22 protein-coding genes are annotated in these 23,275 nt (G+C 64.9%); 13 read left to right on the top strand and 9 right to left on the bottom strand.

Annotated elements, in window-relative coordinates; translation table 11 throughout:
• Positions 1-132 precede the first annotated feature (132 nt).
• Positions 133-570, top strand: a complete 438-nt coding sequence (locus ACWPW0_RS03275; protein ID WP_447588959.1) for an acyl-CoA thioesterase — start codon at positions 133-135, stop codon at positions 568-570.
• Here ACWPW0_RS03275 and ACWPW0_RS03270 read toward each other — a convergent pair.
• The gene (locus ACWPW0_RS03270) at positions 558-923 is read right to left on the bottom strand and encodes a hypothetical protein (protein WP_454254409.1); all 366 of its coding nucleotides are present in this window, start codon (positions 921-923) and stop codon (positions 558-560) included. The two genes, ACWPW0_RS03275 and ACWPW0_RS03270, sit on opposite strands and share 13 nt — an antisense overlap.
• A gap of 127 nt (positions 924-1,050) precedes the next feature.
• Here ACWPW0_RS03270 and ACWPW0_RS03265 point away from each other — a divergent pair, with 127 nt between their 5' ends.
• The 5 genes from ACWPW0_RS03265 (at position 1,051) to ACWPW0_RS03245 (ending at position 5,210) form a co-directional block, all read left to right on the top strand.
• Positions 1,051-1,638, top strand: a complete 588-nt coding sequence (locus ACWPW0_RS03265) for a DUF2796 domain-containing protein (protein ID WP_454254408.1) — start codon at positions 1,051-1,053, stop codon at positions 1,636-1,638.
• A 125-nt stretch (positions 1,639-1,763) separates the two neighbouring features.
• Positions 1,764-2,471 (top strand): ABC transporter ATP-binding protein, encoded by a 708-nt coding sequence (locus ACWPW0_RS03260; protein WP_454254407.1) that lies wholly within the window; start codon positions 1,764-1,766, stop codon positions 2,469-2,471.
• A 1-nt stretch (position 2,472) separates the two neighbouring features.
• Positions 2,473-3,735: an ABC transporter permease gene (locus ACWPW0_RS03255; protein WP_454254406.1), complete on the top strand. Its 1,263-nt coding sequence runs from the start codon at positions 2,473-2,475 to the stop codon at positions 3,733-3,735.
• Positions 3,736-3,744: 9 nt separating this feature from the next.
• On the top strand, positions 3,745-4,257 hold the full coding sequence (locus ACWPW0_RS03250) for a DUF3299 domain-containing protein (protein WP_454254405.1): 513 nt from the start codon (positions 3,745-3,747) through the stop codon (positions 4,255-4,257).
• A gap of 257 nt (positions 4,258-4,514) precedes the next feature.
• On the top strand, positions 4,515-5,210 hold the full coding sequence (locus ACWPW0_RS03245) for an OmpW/AlkL family protein (RefSeq protein ID WP_447588948.1): 696 nt from the start codon (positions 4,515-4,517) through the stop codon (positions 5,208-5,210).
• A 107-nt stretch (positions 5,211-5,317) separates the two neighbouring features.
• Here ACWPW0_RS03245 and ACWPW0_RS03240 read toward each other — a convergent pair whose 3' ends face one another.
• The 5 genes from ACWPW0_RS03240 to ACWPW0_RS03220 all read right to left on the bottom strand — a co-directional run bounded on the left by ACWPW0_RS03240 (position 5,318) and on the right by ACWPW0_RS03220 (position 11,279).
• Positions 5,318-6,268, bottom strand: coding sequence for an NAD-dependent epimerase/dehydratase family protein (locus tag ACWPW0_RS03240; RefSeq protein WP_454254404.1), 951 nt, complete (start codon positions 6,266-6,268; stop codon positions 5,318-5,320).
• Entirely contained in the window at positions 6,261-7,145 is an 885-nt protein-coding gene (locus tag ACWPW0_RS03235; RefSeq protein ID WP_447588944.1) for a sugar nucleotide-binding protein, read from the bottom strand. Before ACWPW0_RS03235 ends, ACWPW0_RS03240 begins: the two co-directional genes overlap by 8 nt.
• Positions 7,146-7,287: 142 nt before the next feature.
• Complete coding sequence (locus tag ACWPW0_RS03230; RefSeq protein ID WP_454256688.1) at positions 7,288-8,637, bottom strand: DUF1329 domain-containing protein; 1,350 nt, start codon at positions 8,635-8,637, stop codon at positions 7,288-7,290.
• Positions 8,638-8,666: 29 nt separating this feature from the next.
• The gene (locus ACWPW0_RS03225; protein ID WP_454254403.1) at positions 8,667-10,481 is read right to left on the bottom strand and encodes a DUF1302 domain-containing protein; all 1,815 of its coding nucleotides are present in this window, start codon (positions 10,479-10,481) and stop codon (positions 8,667-8,669) included.
• Positions 10,482-10,607: 126 nt separating this feature from the next.
• Positions 10,608-11,279, bottom strand: coding sequence for a TetR/AcrR family transcriptional regulator (locus ACWPW0_RS03220; protein ID WP_447588941.1), 672 nt, complete (start codon positions 11,277-11,279; stop codon positions 10,608-10,610).
• 86 nt (positions 11,280-11,365) lie between these two features.
• Between ACWPW0_RS03220 and ACWPW0_RS03215 the strand changes: the two genes are divergently transcribed.
• From ACWPW0_RS03215 to ACWPW0_RS03185, 7 genes are all read left to right on the top strand, one after another.
• A complete protein-coding gene (locus tag ACWPW0_RS03215; RefSeq protein ID WP_454254402.1) occupies positions 11,366-12,955 on the top strand; it encodes a xylulokinase in 1,590 nt (529 codons plus the stop codon).
• Positions 12,952-13,584: a class II aldolase/adducin family protein gene (locus ACWPW0_RS03210; RefSeq protein ID WP_454254401.1), complete on the top strand. Its 633-nt coding sequence runs from the start codon at positions 12,952-12,954 to the stop codon at positions 13,582-13,584. Before ACWPW0_RS03215 ends, ACWPW0_RS03210 begins: the two co-directional genes overlap by 4 nt.
• Positions 13,585-13,600: 16 nt before the next feature.
• Positions 13,601-15,064 (top strand): aspartate aminotransferase family protein, encoded by a 1,464-nt coding sequence (locus tag ACWPW0_RS03205; RefSeq protein WP_447588936.1) that lies wholly within the window; start codon positions 13,601-13,603, stop codon positions 15,062-15,064.
• Positions 15,065-15,067: 3 nt separating this feature from the next.
• Positions 15,068-15,679, top strand: a complete 612-nt coding sequence (locus ACWPW0_RS03200) for a hypothetical protein (protein ID WP_454254400.1) — start codon at positions 15,068-15,070, stop codon at positions 15,677-15,679.
• Between the two features lie 237 nt (positions 15,680-15,916).
• A complete protein-coding gene (locus ACWPW0_RS03195; protein ID WP_447588933.1) occupies positions 15,917-16,951 on the top strand; it encodes an AraC family transcriptional regulator in 1,035 nt (344 codons plus the stop codon).
• A 187-nt stretch (positions 16,952-17,138) separates the two neighbouring features.
• Positions 17,139-18,521: a flavin-containing monooxygenase gene (locus ACWPW0_RS03190; protein WP_454254399.1), complete on the top strand. Its 1,383-nt coding sequence runs from the start codon at positions 17,139-17,141 to the stop codon at positions 18,519-18,521.
• A 25-nt stretch (positions 18,522-18,546) separates the two neighbouring features.
• On the top strand, positions 18,547-19,395 hold the full coding sequence (locus ACWPW0_RS03185) for an SDR family NAD(P)-dependent oxidoreductase (protein ID WP_454254398.1): 849 nt from the start codon (positions 18,547-18,549) through the stop codon (positions 19,393-19,395).
• Positions 19,396-19,483: 88 nt separating this feature from the next.
• Here ACWPW0_RS03185 and ACWPW0_RS03180 read toward each other — a convergent pair whose 3' ends face one another.
• The 3 genes from ACWPW0_RS03180 to ACWPW0_RS03170 form a co-directional block, all read right to left on the bottom strand.
• Positions 19,484-20,974, bottom strand: coding sequence for an aldehyde dehydrogenase (locus ACWPW0_RS03180; protein ID WP_454254397.1), 1,491 nt, complete (start codon positions 20,972-20,974; stop codon positions 19,484-19,486).
• A gap of 167 nt (positions 20,975-21,141) precedes the next feature.
• Positions 21,142-22,305, bottom strand: a complete 1,164-nt coding sequence (gene argE / locus ACWPW0_RS03175) for an acetylornithine deacetylase (protein WP_454254396.1) — start codon at positions 22,303-22,305, stop codon at positions 21,142-21,144.
• Complete coding sequence (locus tag ACWPW0_RS03170) at positions 22,298-22,975, bottom strand: DUF1028 domain-containing protein (protein WP_447588924.1); 678 nt, start codon at positions 22,973-22,975, stop codon at positions 22,298-22,300. Before ACWPW0_RS03170 ends, argE begins: the two co-directional genes overlap by 8 nt.
• Positions 22,976-23,275 lie beyond the last annotated feature (300 nt).

Raw genomic sequence — 23,275 nt, 5'->3', positions numbered from 1 at the left:
GCCCCTGCAGAAGGCTCACAGGCGCGCGCCGAGCGCACCACGAGCCTCGTACGGAACCCCGGTGCACACAGCGCCCACGACATGATCAACCTCGCTGGCCGAGGCTGAAACGGATAGAAGGACAGACCCAGGATGGATAACCCTTTCAAACTGCTGCTACGCGTGCGTTACGGCGAGTGCGACGGCCAGCAAGTGGTATTCAATGCCCGTTACGGCGATTACGTCGATGTAGCCGCCACCGAGTTCTATCGTGCATTGTTCGGCAGCTACCAGAGCCTGCTCGATCGTGGGCTGGACAGTCAGGTGGTGCGCATGACCATCGACTGGCGCTCACCTGCACGCTTCGATGATGTGCTGGAGCTGCTGGTACGCACCACGCGGCTGGGCACCACGTCCTACACGTTGGGCGTCGATATCGTTGGGCGCGATGACGGCCGGGCGATTGCCCAGGCCGAGGTGACCTATGTGATGGTGCAGACCGCCGACTACAGCAAGACGCCGATCCCCGAGGACATCCGCGCCCTGCTGCACCAGGGCGCGCCTGGCGTGCGGGTCGATCAGGCCGGCTGACCGATCCAGCGGTACAGCGGCGCCTGCTCGCCGCTTTCCAGTTTCACCTGCGAGCTGTGGCGCAAGCGCACCATCAGACGCTTGCCCGCTGCCTCACCACCCGCCAGGGCGGCCAATGCGGCCAGCAATTGCGGCCCGTCCATTTCTCCAGCCTGTTGCAGCAACTCCTGGGCGACCTGCCACAAGGCATCCTGCGGGCTGGCCACAGCTGGTGACTCGCGGCGTACCGGGGCAGCGGCATCCACCTGTTCGGCAACCGGCAGGTGCGCCGCCAACTGCGCCCAATCCTGCGCATCCAGTTCCACGGTCAGGTCTACCGGCCAATCACCTACCCGCCCTTTGATTCTTACCATCGTCCCGCCCTCGCTTTGCGTGGCGCAATGCTGCCACGCCGGGAAGGTGCCGCCAAACGGCGCTAGCACTCCCCTGCAAAAACTTGTTATAACATAACTATAAATTCAACCCTCGGAGTGCTTCACCATGCGCCGTACCCTGCACGCTCTGCCTCTCGCCCTGGCCTTCACTCTGCTGCCGCTGGCAGTCGCCCAGGCCCACGACCACTCGGATGAGGAGCATGGCAGCCTCGGCAAGCATGAGCACGGCGTCGCCTCACTGAACGTCGCGCTGGACGGCAACATCCTGGAAATCCAGCTGGAAAGCCCGGCCATGAATATCGTCGGCTTCGAGCACGCCGCCACCAGCGAGACCGACAAGACCACCGTGGCAGCCGCCCGCGCCCGTCTGGGCAAACCACTGGACCTGTTCGCCCTGCCAGCCGCCGCCGGTTGCAGCGTGACCGAGGTCGAACTGAAGAGCCCGCTGTTCGGCGACAAGGCCCATGCGCACGCCGACGCGGATCACGCGCACAAGGAGCATGCGCATGAGCACAGCGACATCGACGCGGATTACCGCCTCACCTGCAGCGCGCCAGACAAATTGCAGGCACTCGATCTGACCAACCTGTTCCGCCAGTTCCCGGCCACCGAGAAAGTCGCCGTGCAACTGATCGGCCGCAGCGGCCAGCAAGGTGCCGAGTTGAACAAAGCCAAGCCCAGCCTGAGCTTCTGAAGACCTGCCCTGGGTGCTCTGTCCATAGCGGACAGAGCACCCTGTAACACACGGGAGCTGCGTGTCGTCCCACGCTCACCGACAAACGCCTTATCCTGTCGACCTTTCCTGATTCCCGGTCCGCCATGCCCACAGCACTGATCGAACTCACCGACCTCGGCTTCGCCTGGCCCGGCCAGGCAGAACTGCTGGATATTCCCGCCTTCACCTTGCAGCCAGGGGAAAGCCTGTTCCTCAAAGGCCCCAGTGGCAGCGGCAAGACCACCCTGCTCGGCCTGCTTGGCGGCGTACAGAAGCCCAACCGTGGTCAGGTGCGGTTGCTTGGCAGCGACCTGGCGACCCTGTCCGCCGGTGCCCGCGACCGTTTCCGCGTCGACCATACCGGTTACATCTTCCAGCAGTTCAACCTGCTGCCTTTCCTGTCTGTGCGCGAGAACGTCGAGTTGCCCTGTCGCTTCTCGAAAAGCCGCGCACAACGCGCCAGCCAACGGTACGGCAGCGTCGACCAGGCCGCCGCCAGCCTGCTTGCCCACCTCGGCCTCAAGGCCGAGTTGCTCGACCGCCGTGCCGACTCGCTGTCCATCGGCCAGCAGCAGCGGGTGGCCGCCGCGCGCGCGCTGATCGGCCAGCCGGAACTGGTCATCGCCGACGAACCCACCTCGGCTCTGGATGCCGATGCCCGCGAAGCCTTCCTTCAGTTGCTGTTCGCCGAATGCCGCGAGGCCGGCGCCAGCCTGCTGTTCGTCAGCCACGACCAGAGCCTGGCCCCGCTGTTCGATCGCAGCCTGTCGCTCGCCGACCTCAACCGCGCCGCGCGCCCGCAGGAGCTCTGACATGTATCTGCTGCGTCTGGCCCTGGCCAGCCTGAACAACCGCCGCTTCACCGCACTGCTCACCGTATTCGCCATCGCCCTCTCGGTCTGCCTGCTGTTGGCCGTCGAGCGCGTACGCACCGAAGCCCGCGCCAGCTTCGCCAGCACCATCAGCGGCACCGACCTGATCGTCGGCGCGCGCTCCGGCTCGGTAAACCTGCTGCTGTACTCGGTGTTCCGCATTGGCAACGCCACCAACAACATCCGCTGGGACAGCTTCGAACACCTGGCCCAGCACCCGCAGGTGAAGTGGGCAATCCCCATCTCGCTCGGCGACTCGCACCGTGGCTACCGCGTCATGGGCACCAATGCCGACTACTTCGAGCATTACCGTTATGGCCGCAGCCAGCCGTTGCAACTGGCCGAGGGCAAGGCCTTTGGCGACCTCTTCGAGGTGGTGCTCGGCGCCGAAGTAGCCGACGCGCTGCACTACAAGCTGGGCGACAAGATCGTCCTCGCCCACGGTGTCGCGACCGTCAGCCTGCAACAACACGATGACAAACCCTTCGTGGTCAGCGGCATCCTCGCGCGCACCGGCACGCCGGTAGACCGCACCCTGCATATTTCCCTGGAGGGCATGGAGGCATTGCACGTCGACTGGCAGAACGGCGTGCCGGCGCGGGGCGCTGGCAAGGTGTCGGCCGAACAGGCGCGTGAGATGCACCTGCAGCCGAAAGCCATTACCGCCATGCTGCTCGGCCTGAAGAGCAAGATCGCCACCTTCGCCGTGCAACGTGAAGTCAATGAATACCGTGGAGAACCATTGTTGGCGGTGCTGCCCGGCGTTGCCCTGCAGGAGCTGTGGAGCCTGATGGGCACGGCGGAAAAAGCATTGTTCGTGGTGTCGTTGTTCGTCGTGCTGACCGGGTTGATCGGCATGCTCACGGCGATTCTCACCAGCCTCAACGAGCGGCGCCGGGAAATGGCCATCCTGCGTTCGGTGGGCGCGCGGCCCTGGCATGTCGCCAGCCTGCTGATCCTCGAGGCTTTCGCCCTGGCTTTGTTCGGCGCGCTGCTCGGCCTGTTGCTGCTTTACCTCGGCATCGCCCTCAGCCAGGGTTATGTGCAGGCCAATTACGGCCTGTACCTGCCACTGGCGCTACCGAGTGGCTATGAGTGGACGCTGCTCGGCGGTATTCTGGGCGCCGCCCTGCTGATGGGCAGCGTGCCGGCCTGGCGTGCCTATCGGCAGTCCCTGTCCGATGGATTGTCGATCCGCCTGTGAGGTCGTTTCATGCGCCGTTGTCTGTTCGCGCTGCTGTTGCTGTGCTCCCAGCCCCTATGGGCCGCCGAAGCCCGTGAGCTGACCTGGAGCGCGCTGATCCCGCCCGACGCCCCGCCGGTGGTGATGCAACAGGCACCGATCCACGACCTCTCGCAACTGGCCGATGCCCTGTCGGCGGAGAATGGACCGCCTGCGGTGCAGCAATCCCCTGCCGCCCCGGTGGTCAAGACGCTCGACGGGCAGCAGGTCAAGCTACCGGGCTACATCGTGCCGCTGGACGTCACCGAAGAAGGCCGGGTCGTCGAGTTCCTGCTGGTGCCCTACTTCGGCGCCTGCATCCATGTGCCGCCACCGCCATCGAACCAGATCGTGCACGTCACCAGCGAACTCGGCGTGCAGATGGACGCGCTCTACCAGCCGTTCTGGATCGAAGGTCCGCTGCAGGTTGGCCAGGTCAGCAGCGAGCTGGCCGAAGCCGGCTATCAGATGGCCGCCGAGAAGATCTATCCGTACGAAATGTAGGAGCCCGTCCAGAACAGCAACCTGCCTGGCAGTGATCGCAGCTAGCGCCGAGCCCGCCCCAGGACGCGTGCATCTGTCAGGCGCTACACCCCTGTCACCCGCTCGAAATGACAAGAGCATGACGCAGGCGCCGCTCCTCCTGCGTCAGACTGCCGCACCCGGAAGTCGCATAACCTTGAGCTGAGTCAACGCTCACGCCCATCAGGCTGGCTGACAATTGCTCCAGCCAACGACATTCCCATCTGATGGAGCACACCATGCACAAGCCACTGCTGACGGCATCCCTACTCGCCCTGGCCATTGCCGCCCCGATGGCCAACGCCTTCGAAGCTGGCGACATCATCGTTCGCGCCGGCGCCATCACCGTGAACACCCACGAAGACACGTCGGGCGTGAAGGTTGACCGCGGCATCCTGTCGGGTGCCGATCTCGGCGGCAAGACCTCGCTGAGCAACGATACGCAGTTGGGCCTGAACTTCGCCTACATGCTGACCAACCATGTTGGCATCGAGCTGCTCGCAGCCAGCCCCTTCGAACATGACGTGAAAGTCAACGGAACGGGCATGGGCGGCATCGCCGACGGCAAACTGGGTAGCCTCAAGCACCTGCCGCCGACCCTGAGCCTGGTGTACTACCCGCTCGACAACAAGTCGGTCTTCCAGCCCTACGTCGGCGCCGGCATCAACTACACCTGGTTCTTCGACGAGAGCGTCAGCTCCGACTTCAAAGCGCGTGGCTACGAGAACTTCCGCGTGAAGAACTCCTGGGGCTGGGCCGCACAGGTCGGCGCGGACTACATGCTCACCGATAACCTGCTGCTGAACGCCCAGGTGCGCTACATCAACATCGACACCCAGGCCTACATCGACCATCCGGGTCTGGGCATTCGCGCCAAAGTCGATGTCGACGTTGATCCGTTCGTCTACATGGTCGGCCTCGGCTACAAGTTCTGATCCACCGAGCAACGCCCTTCTTCCTCCCCCTCCTTTCCTGAGGGAGAAGGCGCCACGCAAAAAAGCCCCGCATTGCGGGGCTTTTTCATGGCGGGAGCATCATTACCTTACCGACCGAGCAGACCGGCCAGCCCCTGCTCCAATGGCGTGGCAGCGGTGTAGTCGAACCGCGCGCGCAACAGGGCATTGTCGGCACGCGAATGTCGGATATCACCCGCCCGTGCCGATGCATGACTGATCGCCGGCAACTGCCCCAGCACCGAACGGATGGCCGCCAGCAACTGGTTCAGGCTCACGGCCTGGTTGTGCCCGACATTCACTGCACCCACTTCGACCTGTTTCTGCGTCAGGCCCTGCACCAGCAGCGGCACCAGGTCGGCCACGTAGAAGAAGTCGCGGGTCTGCTCGCCATCGCCGAAAACGGTGATCGGCGCGCCCGCCTGGGCCCGCTCGGTGAAGATGCTGATCACCCCCGAGTAGGGCGAGGACGGGTCCTGGCGCGGGCCGAAGATATTGAAGAAACGGAAGATCGCCGGCTCCAGGCCATGCTGGCGACGGTAGAAGTCCAGGTAGTACTCGCTGGACAGCTTGTCGGCGGCATAGGGCGTCAGCGGAGCCTTGGGCGTGTCTTCGTGCACGGCGACACCTTCGCCATTGTTGCCGTATACCGCCGCGCTGGAGGCAAAGACCACCCGGCGTACGCCAGCGCTGCGCATGGCTTCGCAGAGGTTCAGCGTGCCGATGAAATTGCTCTGGTGTGTGCCCACCGGATCATCCACCGAGGCCTGCACCGAGGCCACCGCCGCCAGGTGCGCCACCGCCTGGCATCCAACCACGGCGCGCTGCACCAGCGCCGCGTCGGCAACATCGCCCTCAATCAGTTCCAGGCGTGGATCGTCCACGGCCAGGTTGCTGCGCTTGCCGGTGGACAGGTTGTCCAGCACGCGTACCGGGTAGCCCGCGGCGAGCAACGCATCGGCCAGGTGCGAGCCGATGAAACCGGCACCGCCGGTGATCAGGATGGGAGCGATAGCAGAGGTGGCGGCAATCTCAGACATGGCGGTAGTAACGATCCAGAAGAGCCGGCAAGCCAGCACGCCAGGCGCGCGGCTTGATGCCGAAGGTATGAAGGATTTTCTTGCAGGCCAATACCGCGTGTTGCGGTTCGTCGGCGGCGTCCGGACGGGCCGCGTGAGCCTGCGCGGTAATCTCCTGAACCCGCAGCGGCTGCAGCGGGCGCGCCTCGCTGATGATCGCTTGGCTCAGCGCCAGCGGCGTGGTCGCCTCGTGGGCACCGTAATGGTAGGTCCCCCACAACGGGATCTGGCAGTCGAGTTGCTGCAACACCGCGATGATCACCCGGGCGGCATCGTCGACCAGGGTCGGGTTACCACGCCGGTCATCGGCCATGAACAGCTCCTGTTCCCGCTCAGCCAACCGCAGAAAACGCCCGAGTACGCCATCGGCGCTGTCGTCCAGCAACCAGCCGAAACGCAGCAGCACATGCCGTGGGCAGGTTGCCCGCACACTCTGCTCGATGCGCCGCAACGCCTGACCGCGCAGGCTCAGGGGTACGGGCTCGTCCTTCTCACTGTAGGCGGTCGCGCGCGAGCCGTCGAAAACCCGGTAGCTGGACGGCTGAATGAGCATGATGTTGTGGTGTTGGCACAGCTCGGCCAGGCGCTCGACTGCCCGCTCCTGTTGGGTGAAGCGTGCCTCGTCGACGGTTTCGGCCTGGAGCCAGTCAAAGTAGTAGGCCAGGTTGACCAGCGCCGCCGGGCGCGTGTCATCGAGCAACTGTGTCAGGCTGGCGGCGTCCCAGCCGCCCTCGGGCGGACGCGGGGCGAGAAACCCGATGTCTTCTTCTGCCCCCTGGCGCACCAGCGCCTGACCCAGGGCATTACCCCCACCCAGCAATAACAGCCGCATTCGCATAGTTCAGAACTAGACCCGAAAGACCGAGACGAATATCCCAGCCACCCTGGTGGCGGGACGAAAGGGGCCATTCTGCGGGTTTCGTACCGAGCAGTCACTAGGAGCGCGTGCCTTCCCGGCCACGCGCCCCGCTGGCGACGCCCTACTGAGTGCCCTTGCGGCGCAGGCTGGCTGGCGTCCAGTAGCTGTCTGGCGGTGGTGTCAGGTGGAACTGACGCGGCGCCTTCTCGTTGTTGCGCAGGCCAATCACCGTGTAACTGCGGGCCACCAGGTCGTGGTAGACGATGTTCACCGGGGTGATGGTCGGTACGTCGTAGGCATTCTTGGTGAAGGCCAGGTTGACGTGCCACAGCTCACCGCGGGCATCGTAGTTTTCCACCATCAGGGCGTACCAGCTGTCCTCGTCCAGGTAGAAGCGACGCTTGGCGTGCACATGGCGCTGCCCTTGGCGCAGCGTCGCCTCGACCACCCAGACCCGGTGCATTTCCCAGCGTGTCAGGTCGCTGTTGAGGTGACCGGCCTTGACCAGTTCGGCGATGGGACGCCCCGGCTTTTCCATGGCGTAGTTGTGATACGGCACCAGCAGCTCGCGCTTGCCGATCAGCTTCCAGTCGTAGCGATCGGTGGCGCCGTTGTACATGTCGGTGTCATCGGCGTAGATGCCATCGATCGGCGTGTCGTAGGCCAGCGTCGGCGCACGGCGTACACGGCGGATACCGGGGCTGTAGATCCAGGCCTGACGCGGCTCAATCACCTGGTTGATGGTTTCGTGGATCAGCAGCTTGCGCCCCACATCACGTGCCGGCGGCAACAGCTCGCTGGCGAAGTAGTAGAGGGTGTTCTTCAGGCTGTCGGCATTCTTCTGCGGGCTGTAGTAGTTGGACAGCAGTTGCAGGCGCTCGCGCAGCAGCGAGTAACTGCCGCCGGTGGTGACCTGTGCCGTGGCCGCCACTTCGTCGATATAGCGACCCTGCCAGCGCGCGATGTGGTTCCAGATTGCTTCGCGGCCATCAGCCGGAATCGGGAAGGGAATGCCCGCATAGGCGTGTTCCAGGCCGTTGCCACCGTCACTCAATACGGCCTTCTCGGCATTGATACGGGTGTTGCTGTAGATGTCCTGCGGCGCGGCGAAGCTGCGGTGGCTGGGATAGACCGGCAGCTTGAAGCTCTGCGGATAGGCATGCAGCAATGCCTGCACGCCGGGGCTCAGATTCGCCTCGTCGGCAGCGGCGTTCTGCGCATCGACCACCCGCAGCGGCTTCTCGCCAGCAAAGGGATCGACATGGAAGCTACCTGGGCCGGCATAGCCGGGCGGCACCTGGGTCAGGCCACCGGTCCACTCGGGGATACCCTTGGCGGCGTTGCCCTGGCGCTCGGCGCCGAACGGGGTGAGCACGCTGTCCAACTGGGCCGCCTGTTCGGCACTGACCCGGGCCTGTGCCGTCAGGGGCAGCAGCAGCCCGAGGGAGAGCAAGACGAAACTGACACGCATGGTTGTTCTGGTCATTGTTGTTCCTGCCGTCAGAAGGAATACGAAACGTTGAATGCAAGGTGGTCACGGTCGATCAACGAGTTGTCCTTACGCGCGCCCCAGAACGCCGTGTAGGCCAGCTTGCCGGCCAGTTGCTGGCCGTACTTGGCACCCAGTTCCACGGTTGCCGACTTGCGCCCCTCGACGAAATTCTCGTTAAGCGCCGGTGACGTGCCCGATACGTCCTGGCGGAAAGTCAGTCCTGGAAGCAGGTCGAAGTTGGGCACCACATCCTTGATCACCCCGGAAAAGTTGACCGTGTACCCCCAGGCGAAAGGGTCCAGGTAGGCGTAGTTGGGGGTATCCAGCAGACTGCCCGGGATGTAGTTGAACGCGGCCTCACCCAGCAGGATCAGGTCATCCATGCCGAGCGTCGGGCCAAAGGTATGGATGGTCGAGACCGAACCGGTGTACAGCTCGTGACGCTTGTACAGATCGATACTGCGGCGGCCATCCAGCGCCGAGGCGTCACCGAACACGCCCAGATCGATGGGCGCCCCACTGCCGCCGCCTGCTTCGAGTGCCGACTGGGCCATGGTTTCCAGCTCATAGGTCATGGCCGGTTCCAACGGCGCATTGGGCCGATAGGTCAGCTCGCCAGCCACGCTGGTGTTGCCGATGGTGCCGGACACGCTCAGGCCAAACAGGCGAATGTCTTCGGGGTAGACGAAGTCGTAGTAGGTGCTGTCGAGCAGAGCCAGGCCGTCACTCAGTGCCGTCAGATCCGGATCACCCAACAGTTGCGCCAGGCCGCAGATATCGGCATAGCGTCCCCCCGTGCCACCACCGGAACAGGCGCCGTACTTACCTTTCTGCACACGCAGGAACGGCACCTTGCTGTGGTAGTTGAGGTAGTAGAGGCTGAATTCGGTGTTGTTCCAGTCCTCGACCAGGTAACGCAGCGCCATACCGAACTGGCCGTCGTCACGGGCATCGTGATGGCGGCCGTAGCGCGCACCGGCCACGATGCCGTCGACACCATTGAGCCCTGGTAGCAGCTCGGCAGGCAGGCCGAGGCCATCGGCGACATTACGCAGGTCAACCAGCACGCCGTTGCTGCCACGGCCGAAGTAATCCTGGTTGTTGAGGAATGCGCCCGTAGGCTGCAGCTCGTGGCCCTTCCACTCCAGGCCGTAGAAGGCCTCGACATTGAGCGACTGGGTCAGGCCGAGTTGCGCCGAGATCATATTGGTCGGCAGCAGCGCGTCCTTGAAACTGGCGTTGGGCAATACCACCCGGCCGATATCCACCGGGTTGATCACGTTGAGGCCGTCGGCATAGAAAATGCCCTCGCCCCAGTTGATCACCTGGCGGCCCAGACGCAGGCTGACCGGCATCTCGCCCAGGTAACGGTTGGTGTAGAGGTAGGCATCGAGCAGGCGCGCGCGATGCCCGGCGCGGTCCTTGAGGTCCGACGGATAGCGCCGGTCGCTGTCGGTGTTGTGCGTGTCGAACCCGTCCCCCGTGGGGTTGTGGTCCATGATCTGCGTGTCGTACCAGGCCGTGCCACGGATGAACAGGCCGTCCTCTTCGGTGCGCACATGCAGCTCGGAGGTCAGTTTGAATTCGTTGGAAACGAACCCCTTGTCGTAGTACTCGCTGCCATCGTTGTTGTTGATGAACACGTTCTCGCCACCCCGCGTGATGCGTTCGGGCGAAGCGGTTCGGTACACCGAGGTGAACTCGGCGACACTCTCCAGCGATGTGGTGACATGCGGTCCGGTATCGATCTCGAACGCCTGGCTGTGCATGCTGCAAAGCCCGATTCCGATTGCCAGCGCGATTTTGTTTTTGTTATGCGACATGCTGCATCTCCCTAGCAGTGATGGAACGAAACTAGCTGACTTGGGCAAACCTCCATGGGGCCAATACGGCCAAAAAACGACGCCGTAAGGGTCCGTGTAACAAATCGTAAAAGCCGTTAGGCGCACTCAGCGCGCCTGGCGGGAAAACGCCTCCAGGCTGCTGGCATAAATGAACTGCAGGGTGCGTTTGAGCTGCGCCACACGGCGCTGGCGCTCCTCTGGCGGCAGGCTCAGGGCCAGCTTGGTCACCGAACTCCCTCCCTCGCACAACACCAGCGCCAGACCCTCGGCCTGCTCCGCATCCACCGTCGGGTGGCCACTGCGAATCGCCGTGGCCACCAAGGCCGCCGTGGCCAGGGTGTCGGCACGGTTCAGCTCACGCAGCTCCGGCGCGGCGGCCACGCATCCCCAGACCTCGACGAAGCCCGGATGGCTGACCTGGATCTCCACCATCAGGTCGATCAGGCGTTCGATCAGCAGGCCGGCATCGGCGCTGTTGGTGGGGTCGACGATCCGCTGCAGATCGGCTTCCAGGCGCTCGCTCACGCTGCTGGTGTAGCGCTGCCAGACCTCCTGGACGATGGCCAGCTTGGTCGGGAAATACAGGTACAGCGAGGCGATCGGCAGCTCGGCTTCCCGGGCGATTTCGCGCATCGACACCGCCTCGTATCCCCGCGCGGCAATCAGTTCCAGCGCCACCCGCAGGATCGCCTCGAAGCGTGCCTGGCTACGCTCCTGTTTCGGTTCCCTGGGTTTGCGCGGCTTCGGTGGAGCACTTGACAAAGTTTTATTGACCACAGCATCCTCGAAAACATGAGCAATGCTTATGTTTTAGCGCAACCGGGAAATAATGGGAAGTACCCGATGACAACGAGACAACAACAATGAGTCATGGCGAGCGCCTGGTATTGGCCGTCGACCTCGGCACCTCGGGCTGCAAGAGCGCCCTGGTCGGGCTCGATGGCCGGGTGCATGCTTTCGCGTTCCGCGCCGTACCCACCCAGGTACTGCCCGGCGCCGGTGCCGAGCAATGCCCGGAGGACTGGTGGCAGGCGTTTCTCGACAGCGCCGCCGATGTGCTGCACAGCAGCGGCCTGCCGCGCAGTGATATCGCGGCGATTGCCTGCTCCTGCCAGGGCGAAGGCACCCTCGCGGTGGACCGTGACGGCACGCCCCTGACCCGCGCCCTGCTGTGGATGGACATGCGCGGCCAGCACGCCGTACGCCGCCAGGTCGGTGGCCGGCTGCCCCGTGTGGCCGGCTACGACCCGCTCAAACTGTGGCGCTGGCTGCGCCTGACCGGCGGTGCACCGGCGCTGTCCGGCAAGGACCCGTTCGGCCATATCGCCTTCATCCGCGAGACGATGCCCGAGGTCTACGCCCGCACTGACAAATTTCTCAACGTCCTCGACTTCATGAACCTGCGCCTGACCGGGCGCGTCGTCTCCACAGTCGATTCGGCGCTGACCACCTGGGTCACCGACAACCGCAACCCGGCGGCTATCACGTACGACGCGGGCCTGCTCGGCCTGGCCGGGCTGGAGCAGGCGCAGTTGCCCGAACTGGTGCGTTGCAGCGACGTGATCGGCACCCTGCGCCCGGCAGTCGCCGAGCAACTCGGCCTGCCGCCGGACATTCCGGTGGTCGCCGGCTCGGTGGACACCAGCGCTGCCGCGCTGGGCTCCGGCGCGGTGGCCGACCATGCCCTGCACCTGTACGTCGGCACCTCGTCATGGGTCGGCGCCCACGTGCAGCACAAGAAGACCGACGTACGCCGGCAGATTGCCGCCCTACCCTGCGCACTGTCCGACCGTTACCTGATGATGGCCATGCAGTCCGCCGCTGGCGCCAACCTCAGCTTCCTGCGCGACCGCCTGCTGTTCGCCCGCGATGCCCTGCTGCAGGACGAAGCGCGGCCGGACGTCTACCGCATCCTCGACGAGGTTGCCGCCAGCGTGCCGGCCGGCGCGCGCGGACTGCTCTATCTGCCCTGGCTGATGGGCGAACGCAGCCCGGTGGACGACGCCAATCTGCGCGCCGGCCTGCTCAACCTGTCGCTGGATCATGCCCGCGAAGACATGGTGCGGGCCTTCCTCGAAGGTGTGGCGCTGAACACCCGCTGGATGCTGGAGTCGGTACAGCGCTACCTCGGCACACCGGCCCGGGAAATCGTCCTGGTCGGCGGCGGCGGCCAGTCGGATGTGTGGTGCCGCATCTTCGCCGATGTCCTGCGCCTGACCGTTCACCAGCCCGAACAGCCGATCCAGGCCAACGTCCGTGGCGCCGCCTTCATCGCCGGTGTGGGTATCGGTGCCATGGAGTTTCGCGACATTCCGCAGAAGGTGGTCATCCGCCGCTCGTTCGAGCCCGGCGCCGACACCGAAGCCTGCTACGACGCCAGCTACGCCACCTTCCGCGCCGCGCACAAGGCGCTGGCGCCCTTCTACGCCAACCTGCATGGAGCCCGCTCATGAGTCCTCTCGAACGCCAGGCCTGCGAGGCCGTGGTGCGCACCGCCGTGGCCCTGGCCGACCAGGGTTTCCTGGCCGGCGTCGGCGGCAACCTGGCCCTGCGCATCGATGCCCGGCATTTTGCCGTGACCCCCTCCGCCAGCGATTACTACGCCATGACGCCCGAGGACATCTGCATCCTGCGCCTGGACACCCTTGAGCAACTGACCGGCAACGGCAAGCCCTCGGTGGAAAGCGGCCTGCATGCTCGGGTGCTGAAAACCCGACCTGACTGCAACGCCAGCGTGCACACCCACCAGCCCGTGGCGAGCGCCTTCACCCTGCTCGACCGGCCCCTGCCGGTCACCAGCCCGGCCGCCCGCCAGGCCATCGGTGGCGAGGTGCCGATGTGCGCCTATGCGCCCTCGGGCACCCGATGGCTGACCGCCAATGTGGGCAAGCGCGTGCAGGCCCGCCTCAACGCCTACCTGATGCGCAACCACGGCGCCGTATGCCTCGGCGCCACCCTGGAAGACGCCTGCCACGTGGTACGCCTGCTCGAGCAGGAAGCCATCGCCTGGTTCCGCCAGGCCCTGGCCGCACAACCGCACAACCCCCTGCACCAGCAGGCCCTGAACGCCCTGACCGCCTAAGAAGAAGAGAGCCCGCATGAACGCTTCCACCTCCGACGTCACCACCTCCGGCATCTCCCACTGGCCGGACACGGACGTCATCGATGCCCGCCTCAAGACGCTGATCAAACAACCGATCCGCCCGATTCGTCGCGAGCACATGGACAAGGTGCTCGGTTATTTCGAGCAACGTTGCCAGGCTTCCAAACGCCTCTCCGAGCAGGCCGCCAGCGTGATTCCCGGCGGCGTGCAGCACAACCTGGCCTTCAACTACCCCTTCCCCCTGGCCATGAAAAGCGCCATTGGCGCGCACCTGGAAGACATCGACGGCAATCGCTACATCGACTTCCTCCAGGCTGGCGGCCCGACCCTGCTGGGCAGCAACGACCCGGTGGTGCAGGAAAAGGTCATGCAGGTGCTGCGTGAGTGCGGCCCGGTCACCGGCCTGCTGCACGAGTACGAGGTCAAGCTCGCCGAGCTGGTGTGCCGCTATGTGCCGTCGGTGGAGATGTTCCGCATGCTGGCCTCCGGCACCGAGTCGGTCATGGGTGCCATCCGCCTGGCCCGCGCCTACACCGGCAGGAAATGGGTGATCAAGATCGGCGGCGCCTACCACGGCTGGAGCGACCAACTGGTCTACGGCATGCGCATTCCCGGTACCGGCCGGCGCGAGGCGGTGGGCATTCCGCGGGGCGCCACCAGCCACACCCAGGAAAGCTTTCCCAACGACCTCGCGGCGATTCGTCGACGCCTGCAACTCAACCGCCTGCGCGGCGGCACCGCGGCGATCATGGTCGAGCCGCTCGGCCCGGAAAGCGGCACCCGCCCGGCGCACAAGGACTTCAACGCCAACCTGCGCAAGCTCTGCGACGAGTTCGGCGCCCTGCTGATTTTCGATGAGGTGGTCAGTGGCTTCCGCTCCGGCATGAGCGGTGCCCAGGGCTACTTCGGCGTGATGCCGGACCTGACCATCTTCGGCAAATGCATCACCGGCGGTTACCCCATGGCCGGCGGTATCGGCGGGCGCCGCGAGGTGATGATGCTGCTGGCCGGCGGCATTGGCGGCAAGCAGAGCAAGCGCGCGTTCGTTGGCGGCACCCTGACGGCCAACCCACTGTCCTGCGTGGCCGGTTACTACAGCCTGCTGGAAATGGCCAAGCGCAACGCCCCGGCACTCGCGGGCCGCGCCGGCGACCGCCTGACCGCAGGGCTGAGCGGCATCGTCGAACGCCTTGGCCTGCCCTACGTGGTCTACAACCAGGGCTCGGTGGTGCACCTGCAGACCTCGGGCGTGCTGCTGCTCAACGTGCGCAACCCGATCCAGTTGCTGCGCGAGGTCAACCCACGCAAGCACATGATGGAAGAGATGGGCGCCGCCTACATGGCCCACGGGCTGGTGACCCTGGCCGGCAGCCGGCTGTACACCAGCGCCATGGACACCGACGAACTCGTCGACGAAGCCCTGAACCGCTTCGAAGATGTCTTCAAGCTGGCGGTCTGAATCATGCGCGACGCTCTTATTCAGGCCGCCTCGCGGCTGCGGGACAAACACTTCCTCAATGGCGCCGGCGATGCCCTTTCGCTGCTGCAACCGGGTAGCGCTCGCCTGTGGTTGCTGGAGCACGGAGGACAGGTCCGCGAGGTCGCACTCGACAACCCTGGCGAAGGGCTGGCCGCCCTGCATGCCGAGGTCTACCGCCTGCGCGGCGATGTCGGCGCGGTGGCCAACCTGAGCCCACGCTGGAGCCTGCAACTGGGCGGGCTGAACGAGGCCATGCCCTCGGTATTCGACGAGCAGGCGCGGCACATCGGCCGCTCCTGGGCGCCGTCCACGGCAGCCCGTTTGCCGGCGTTACTGGCCGCTGGCGGCAATGCCGGTCTGGTCGACGGACGCCTGCTGGCGGTGGGGGTGACGCGCAATCGCATGCTGTTCAACGCCGAGCTGTTCGAGAAATGCGCCATGGCCTATGTGCTCGCACGCCTCGGTGGTGGCAAGGTGAAGCAGGTACCCTGGTGGGTGAACCTGATCGCCAACCGGCGCCTGCTCAAGGACGAAGCCCGTGCCGCTGCCAGCCATGCAGCCGGTCAGGCGGCCGCGGAGCTGGGCGCTTACTGACAGAGACACCGACCACGAGCGGAGCAGGTGCTGCGCTCGAAAACAATAAGAACCTGTTTACGGTCTTTTGAATTAGGGCCAGACAAGGCAAAAGTTACCGGAAAAGCGCAGTTTACATAGCGTAAATGAGCATTTTGAGGTCATTTTTAACGCCGTATGGCCGACAGTCAGAAGACCGTGGACAGGTTCCAATAAGGCGCATGACGCCCCCTACGACCTCCTGCCAGGAGCGTGCCCATGAAACCCATTGCCGATCCGCGTTATTCGGAAGCCTCAGCCCCACCGCAGATCTCCCGCTCGGTGCTGCTGCATGTCGCCAGCCTCGGCCGCGACCCGGCCATGCTCTGCCGGGGCCTGGGCTTCGAACCCGATGACCTGAAGAAGCCGGACTATCGCCTGTCGTTCCGCCAGAGCCACCTGCTGGTACGTCGTGCTTTGCAAACGCTGGGCGACACGGGCCTGGGCCTGGCGGTTGGCAGCAAGCAGACCGCCGTGTCCTGGGGCCTGGTGGGCATGGGCATGCTGGCCAGCCCCACGCTCGGCCACGCGCTGGAACTGGCCCTGCGCTACCAGCGCCATACCGGTGCCTTGCTCGACTACGAACTGGAAATCGGCGCGCGTCACAGCGGCACCATCGCCACGCCACGCTTCTATGAGCCGCAGGTCTCGGTGTTCTATGTGGAAGAGGCGTTCTCCAGTGCCGTCGGCATCGTCCGTCACCTCAGCGGCAGCGACTTCACCCCGCACCGGGTCGAACTGGAATACCCGCGCCCGCCGCACTGGCAACGCTACGCCGCGATCTTCAACTGCCCGGTGGAGTTCGCCGCCGGGCGCAACTGCCTGAGTTTCGACACCGCCTGGCTGGAGCAGCCACTGGCGACCCGTGACGAATACGCCGCGGCGGAAATCGCCTGCCTGCTGGACAGTGCGCGCTGGGAAGAACACACCCTGCCCGACCTGATCGAAACCATTCAGCGCGAAGTGCGCAACAACCTGTGCAACCCACCGGCACTGGCCGAGCTGGCGCACCAGCTCAACCTTGGCGAGCGCACCCTGCGCCGACGCATCGGCGAGGCCGGATTGTCCTACCACGGCATCATCGACTCACTGCGCCGGGCAAAGGCCCTGGCCCTGCTCAGTCACCGGCACAACCGGCTGATCGATGTGGCCACCGAAACCGGCTTCAGTGATGTGCGCAATTTCCGCCGTGCGTTCAAACGCTGGACCGGCGTGGCACCGCGCGAAGCTCGCCAGCAAATCCCCCCGGCCTGACCCGCCGGGTGCGCCAGGCGCGCCGGGAACATCGCCAAGGCAAGCGGTGCGCACGGCGTTTCTCCTGCATGCGGCCCACACCACCGCACTGTCCATTCAGGCCCCCTTTCGTGGCCATTTCGCCCCTGCCTGGCTCATCTGCACCTCGCTAACGTGAAGCCATCACAACAGCCAGGCGGAGAAAGCCGTGAGCGACAATAACAATACCTTTCACGACTGCGGCGACAGCGTCTGCATCATCGGCGCCGGCCCCGGCGGCCTGTGCATGGCCCGCGCCCTCAAGCGCCAGGGCCTGAGCTACGAACAGTTCGAGCGCCACAGCGACGTGGGCGGCGTGTGGGACCTCGATAACCCCGGCACGCCGATGTACGAGTCGGCGCACTTCATCTCCTCGCGTGACCTCTCCGGGTTTCTCGACTTCCCGATGCCCAAACACTTCCCGGACTACCCAAGCAACCGGCAGATCCTCGAATACGTGCGCGCCTTCGCCCAGGCCTTCGACCTCTATGGGCCCATTCGCTTCAACACAGGCGTCGAGCAGGTATTCAAACGCGAAGACGGCCGCTGGCTGGTGACCCTCGCCGGTGGCGAGCAACGCTGCTACCGCGCCGTGGTGTGTGCCACTGGCTGCAACTGGGACCCGAACATGCCAGCCATCGAAGGCCAGTTCACCGGCGAGATTCGCCACTCGGTCACCTTTCGCAAGGCCGACGAATTCAAGGGCAAACGCGTGATGATCGTCGGGGCTGGCAACTCCGGGGCGGACATCGCCTGCGACGCCGCGACCCACGCCGACAAGGCCTTCATCAGCCTGCGCCGGGGGTATCACTTCATTCCCAAGCACCTGTTCGGCCTGCCTGCCGACGAGGTCAGCGAGAAAGGCCCGCAGTTGCCGATCTGGCTGGTACGCCCACTGTTCAGCCTGATCCTGCGGGTGCTCAACGGCGACGTGACACGCTTCGGCCTGCCCAAGCCGGACCACAAGCTGTTCGAAAGCCACCCGCTGATGAACACCCAGCTGCTGCACTACCTCCAGCACGGCGACATCCAGGCGCGTCCCGATGTGTCGCATTACGACGGTAACGAGGTGGTATTCAAGGATGGCCGCCGCGAAACCCTCGATCTGGTGATCTACGCCACCGGCTACAAGTGGAGCTGCAAATACGCCGCCGATTACTTCGAATGGAAAGGTGGGCGCCCACAGCTGTACCTGTCGATCTTCAGCCGCCAGCACCACAACCTGTTCGGCATCGGCTACCTGGAAACCAACTCCAGCGCCTACAAGCTGTTCGACAACGAAGCGCATGCCATCGCCTGCTACCTGCGTGACCAGTTGCAGAACCCGCAACGGGCCAGGGACTTCGAGCACCTGATCGCCCACGACGACCCGGACCTCACCGGCGGCATCAACTTCATCAAGTCGCAGCGCCACGAGGTGTACCTGGAGGTGCACGCACTCAAGGAGCAACTGCGCAAACTGCGCCAGCGCTTCGCCTGGGGCGACCTGGATGACGGCTACTACACCGCCCTGCGCCAACCGAGCGCCACACCAGTAGCCCAGCCTGTCTGATAACCCTGCCCACGGAGAGTCGCTCATGAACGAAGTGGCAGTGGTAACCGGCGCCGCCGGCGGCATCGGCCAGGTGATCTGCGCACGCCTGCTGCAACGCGGCATGCGGGTGGTGATGGTGGATATCCAGGCAGAGCGCTTGCAACAAGTAGCGGCCAAGCTCGGCGAGGGCGCCACGCCCTTCGCCGCCGACCTCACCGACCAGCAGGCACTGGGCCGGCTGATGGCCTTTATCGAGGTGGAGTTCGGCCACCTCGACATTCTCATCAACAATGCCGCGGTCACCCGCGTCGAGCCGTTCGACACGCGCTCGGTGGACAGCATCGTCGGCGAGCTAAACATCAACCTGATCTCGCCCCTGGTCCTGACCCGCCTGGCGATTCCGCTGCTCAAGCGCTCAACCGATGCCCGCGTGATCACCACCGTGTCGCTGGGCGGCATCTTTCCCATGCCCGAGTCGCCGATCTACAGCGCGTCGAAGTTCGGCCTGCGCGGCGCCATGCTCTCCATCGGCCTGGACCTGGCGGACAAGGGCATCAAGGTCGGATCGATCCTGCCGGCGGCCACCGAAACCCCGATGCTGCAACAGGAGGCCATCGACGGTGGCAACGCCCTGCAGTTCATCGATCCGCCGCAACCGCCCGAGGCCGTTGCCGACCAGGTGCTGCTGATGCTCGACCATCCCTGCCTGGAGCGCACACCCAAGGCCAGTGAATCCTGGCTGTCCAAGCTGGCCATGCTGTTTCCCAACCTGCTGCCACGCGCCATCGGCCTGTTTCGCAAGCGCGGCGAAAAAGGCATGCAGCGCTATCTGGATTCCCTCGGTCAACGCGGCTTGGCCCACCGGGTGGACGGACAGTGGCGGCTGAAATGAACAAACGCCCGATGGCGGCCAGGCGCATCGGGCGTTAGGTGCAGGCAGTGCGGTCGCCGCCGGCTCAGGGCCCGGCGGCGCGCATTTTTCAGCGCAACTGGAACCAGGTGGTTTTCAGTTGGGTGTACTTGTCGAACGAATGCAGGGACAGGTCGCGACCGAAGCCCGACTGCTTGCCACCGCCGAACGGCACCGTGACATCCAGGGCATCCACGGTATTCACCGACACCGTACCGACCTTCAGCGCCCGCGCAACACGGTGGGCGCGATTGAGGTCATCACTCCACACCGAGGCCGCCAGGCCATAGATGCTGTCGTTGGCCAGGCGGATCGCCTCTTCCTCGGTATCGAAGGTGCTGATGGCCAGCACCGGGCCGAACACTTCCTCACGGGCCAGGGTCATGTCGCTGCGCACATCGGCAAAAATGGTCGGCTCGATGAAGTTGTCCGAACCGTTGATGGTGATGCGCCGACCACCGGTCAGCAACTGCGCCCCCTCGACCTGAGCCCGGGCCACGGCCTCCATGATGCGGTCAGCCTGATTGGCATCGACGATGGCGCCGGTGCGGCTGTTCGGGTTCAGCGGGTCACCCGGCATCCAGTCGCGGGCCTTGGCCACCAGGCGCTCGATGAACTCATCGCGAATGGAACGCTGCACGAACAGGCGCGAGTTGGCCGAACACACCTCGCCCTGGTTGAAGAAGATGCCGAAGGCGGCCTTCTCGGCAGCCAGGTCCAGGTCGCGGCAGTCCTCGAATATCAGGTTCGGGCTCTTGCCGCCGCACTCCAGCCACACCTGTTTCAGGTTCGACTGCGCCGAGTACTGCATGAAGTATTTGCCCACCTGGGTGGAGCCGGTGAACACCAGGCAATCGACATCCGGGTGCAGGCCCAGGGCCTTGCCGGCATGCTCGCCCAGGCCCGGCACCACGTTCAGCACGCCTTCCGGAATGCCGGCTTCCAGCGCCAGCTCGGCCAGGCGCAAGGCGCTGAACGGCGACTGCTCGGCGGGCTTCAAGACCACGCTGTTGCCGGCGGCCAGGGCCGGAGCCAGCTTCCACGCGGCCATGTCGAGGGGGAAGTTCCACGGCACCACGGCGGCGACCACACCCAGGGCTTCACGGGTGATGGTGGCCAGTGCATTGGCGGCGGTCGGAGCGACCTGGTCGTAGACCTTGTCCAGCGCCTCGCCGTACCAGGCAAACACGTGGGCGGCGCCAGGCACGTCGATGTTGTAGGCATCCATCACCGGCTTGCCCATGTTCAGCGATTCCAGCAGTGCCAGTTGCTCACGGTCCGCCAGCATCAGCTCGGACAGTTTCAGCAGGACCTTCTTGCGCTCGACCGGCGCCATGCGCGCCCAGGGGCCTTCGTTGAAGGCCTGGCGGGCGCTGTGCACCGCCAGGTTCACATCGGCCTCGCCACAAGCGGCCACACGTGCCAGCAGCTGGTTGGTCGCAGGGTTGATGGCGTCGAAGGTCTGGCCGGAAACGGCAGCCACTTTACGGCCCCCGATCAGCGCCTTGTCAGGGAAAACTTGCCGAGAAGCTCGTTGCTGCCAATAGCCAAGATCGAACACGCTGCACTCCTAGGTGGGCCGTTTGCGCAGCCCTGTTGTTTTTCGGATGAGGGGGATGGTGCGTCACTCTCGCCGGGAGGCAAATTAGTAAAAATATGCTCCGACGATATGAAAAAGCTCAGTAGCAGGCTCATGCCCCGGCCACGCTGGCCGGGGCATGGGAAAACTCAGCGAGGTTCTGCCAGGTAGTCGGCCAGGCGCGCGAGCATGGCATCGCAGCCAGCCAGTTGCTCCAGGGAGACGAACTCGTCGGGCTTGTGCCCCTGGCCCATGCTGCCCGGCCCGCAGACCACGGTGGGAATGCCGGCCTGGTCGAACAGCCCGCCCTCGGTGCCGAAGGCCACGGTGCCGAAATCGCTCGAGCCGCTGAGCAGGGCCACCAGCTGGGCGGCTTCGCTGTCGGGCGCGGTCGCCAGGCCGGGGTAGGCGCTGAGCGGACGCAGGCGAATTGCAGTATCGGTTTGCACCGCCTGCATCTTCGGCAGCAGCTCGACCTCGGCATAGGTCTGCAATTCGTCGGCCACGACCTGGGCATCGAAGCCAGGCAGGGCACGCACCTCGAAATCGAACTCACACTCGGCCGGGACGATGTTGAGGGCGCGACCGCCCTTGATGACACCCGTCTGCACCGTCGAGAACGGCGGGTCGAAACGCTGATCATGCAGCGCCGGCTGGGCCAGCCGGGCGCCGATCACACCCAATCGGCCAATGAGCTGCGCGGCGTATTCGATGGCGTTCACGCCATAGGGCGCGTAGGCCGAATGACAGGCCGCACCCTGCACCTGGCAGCGCATGGCCAGCTTGCCCTTGTGGCCCAGCACCGGCTTGAGCTCAGTGGGTTCACCGATCAGGCACAGGCGCGGTTTGTGCGGGCGCTTTTCCAGCTCCGCGAGCATCGAACGCACCCCCAGGCAACCCACCTCCTCGTCATAGGAGAACGCCAGGTGCACCGGCATGTTCAGTGGCTGCTGGAGAAAACGCGGCACAGCCGCCAGCACCGAGGCGATGAAACCTTTCATGTCGGCGGTACCCCGGCCGTACAGGCGCCCGTCCTGCTCCGTCAGCTGGAAGGGATCGACGGTCCAGGCCTGGCCGTCCACCGGCACCACGTCCGTATGCCCGGACAGCACGACGCCACCGCGATCAGTAGGGCCGATGGTGGCGAACAGGTTGGCCTTGGTGCCTTCGTCGTTATGGAAGAGTTTGCTCTCCACCCCGAGTCCGCTCAGGTAGTGCTGGATGAACTGGATCAATTCCAGGTTGGAATCCCGGCTGACCGTGGCGAAGCCGATCAGCCGCTCCAGTAGTGCGCGGCTGGTCACCTTACTCATCGCCCGGAACCCCGTAGCTCGGCGCAGCAGTGGGGTCGAGGGCACGGGTCAGGTAATCCTGCATCTGCGGGCGATAGGCCTGCCACAGGCCGTCCAGCTTACCGATGGGGTCTTCGTCGGCCCAATCGACGCGCAGGTCGATGATAGGCCAGGTCAGGTCACCGAACACCTTGAGCGCCGCCGAATGCACGGGGCCAGCCTCGCCACCCGCCGCCATCGCCGCGTGCATGGCGGCCAGCAAACGGTCGGCCAACAGGCCCGGAGCTGCCTCGAAGGCCTGCACCATGGCGTCGATGACCTGGGTATCGGTCAGCAGGTTGCCGGCTGCCACGCACTGCTCACCCGCCACGGCGTTGTGCACACCCAGCGACTCCTTGCCGCTGAAGAAGGCAGTCTGGCCATTGGCGTCGATGACCGTCACCTGGCGATACTGGCTCCAACCATTCGAGCTCAACGCCCGCTGCAAGGCCGCCGCCGGATCGAGCGACTCCTTCTCCAGCAGGTCGAGGATCTGCGGGCCAAGGGCCGGCAGGGTGATGTTCTGGGTCGACACCGCGCCCACACCGGCACGCACCCACGGGCAACGTGCACCGACCGCGATGCTGGAAGAGCTGATGGCAATACCGAGCTGACCGGTCTCGGGGCAGCGTCCGACGACGGAGAATGTCATGCCATGCTCCTTGCGCAAGCCCGGTTCATGAAGCGTACGCGGAGGGAGACCTCGCGGTCGGCGTGGCGGGAGTCGCGGTACTGTTCGCCCGTTCTGATCATTACTCAAAGCCCATACAGGTTCATTGGATGTGGAGGCATTTTGTTCACATCATCCGGGCCAGCGAAACGAGGTTTTTTGTAGTGCTTGGTTATGTAAAAGCTGTGTCGTGGGCTGGAACTATCGGCTAGCAAAGATCAGGGGGCGCTGTGCCGGTTACACAGGCCAGGGAATAAGCCGAGAGACTTCGTTTGTGCCGAC

The organism is Pseudomonas sp. Marseille-Q8238 (assembly GCF_965111915.1).
The sequence above is the reverse complement of the archived record's forward strand: the minus strand, read 5'-3'. Positions and strand labels throughout refer to the sequence as shown.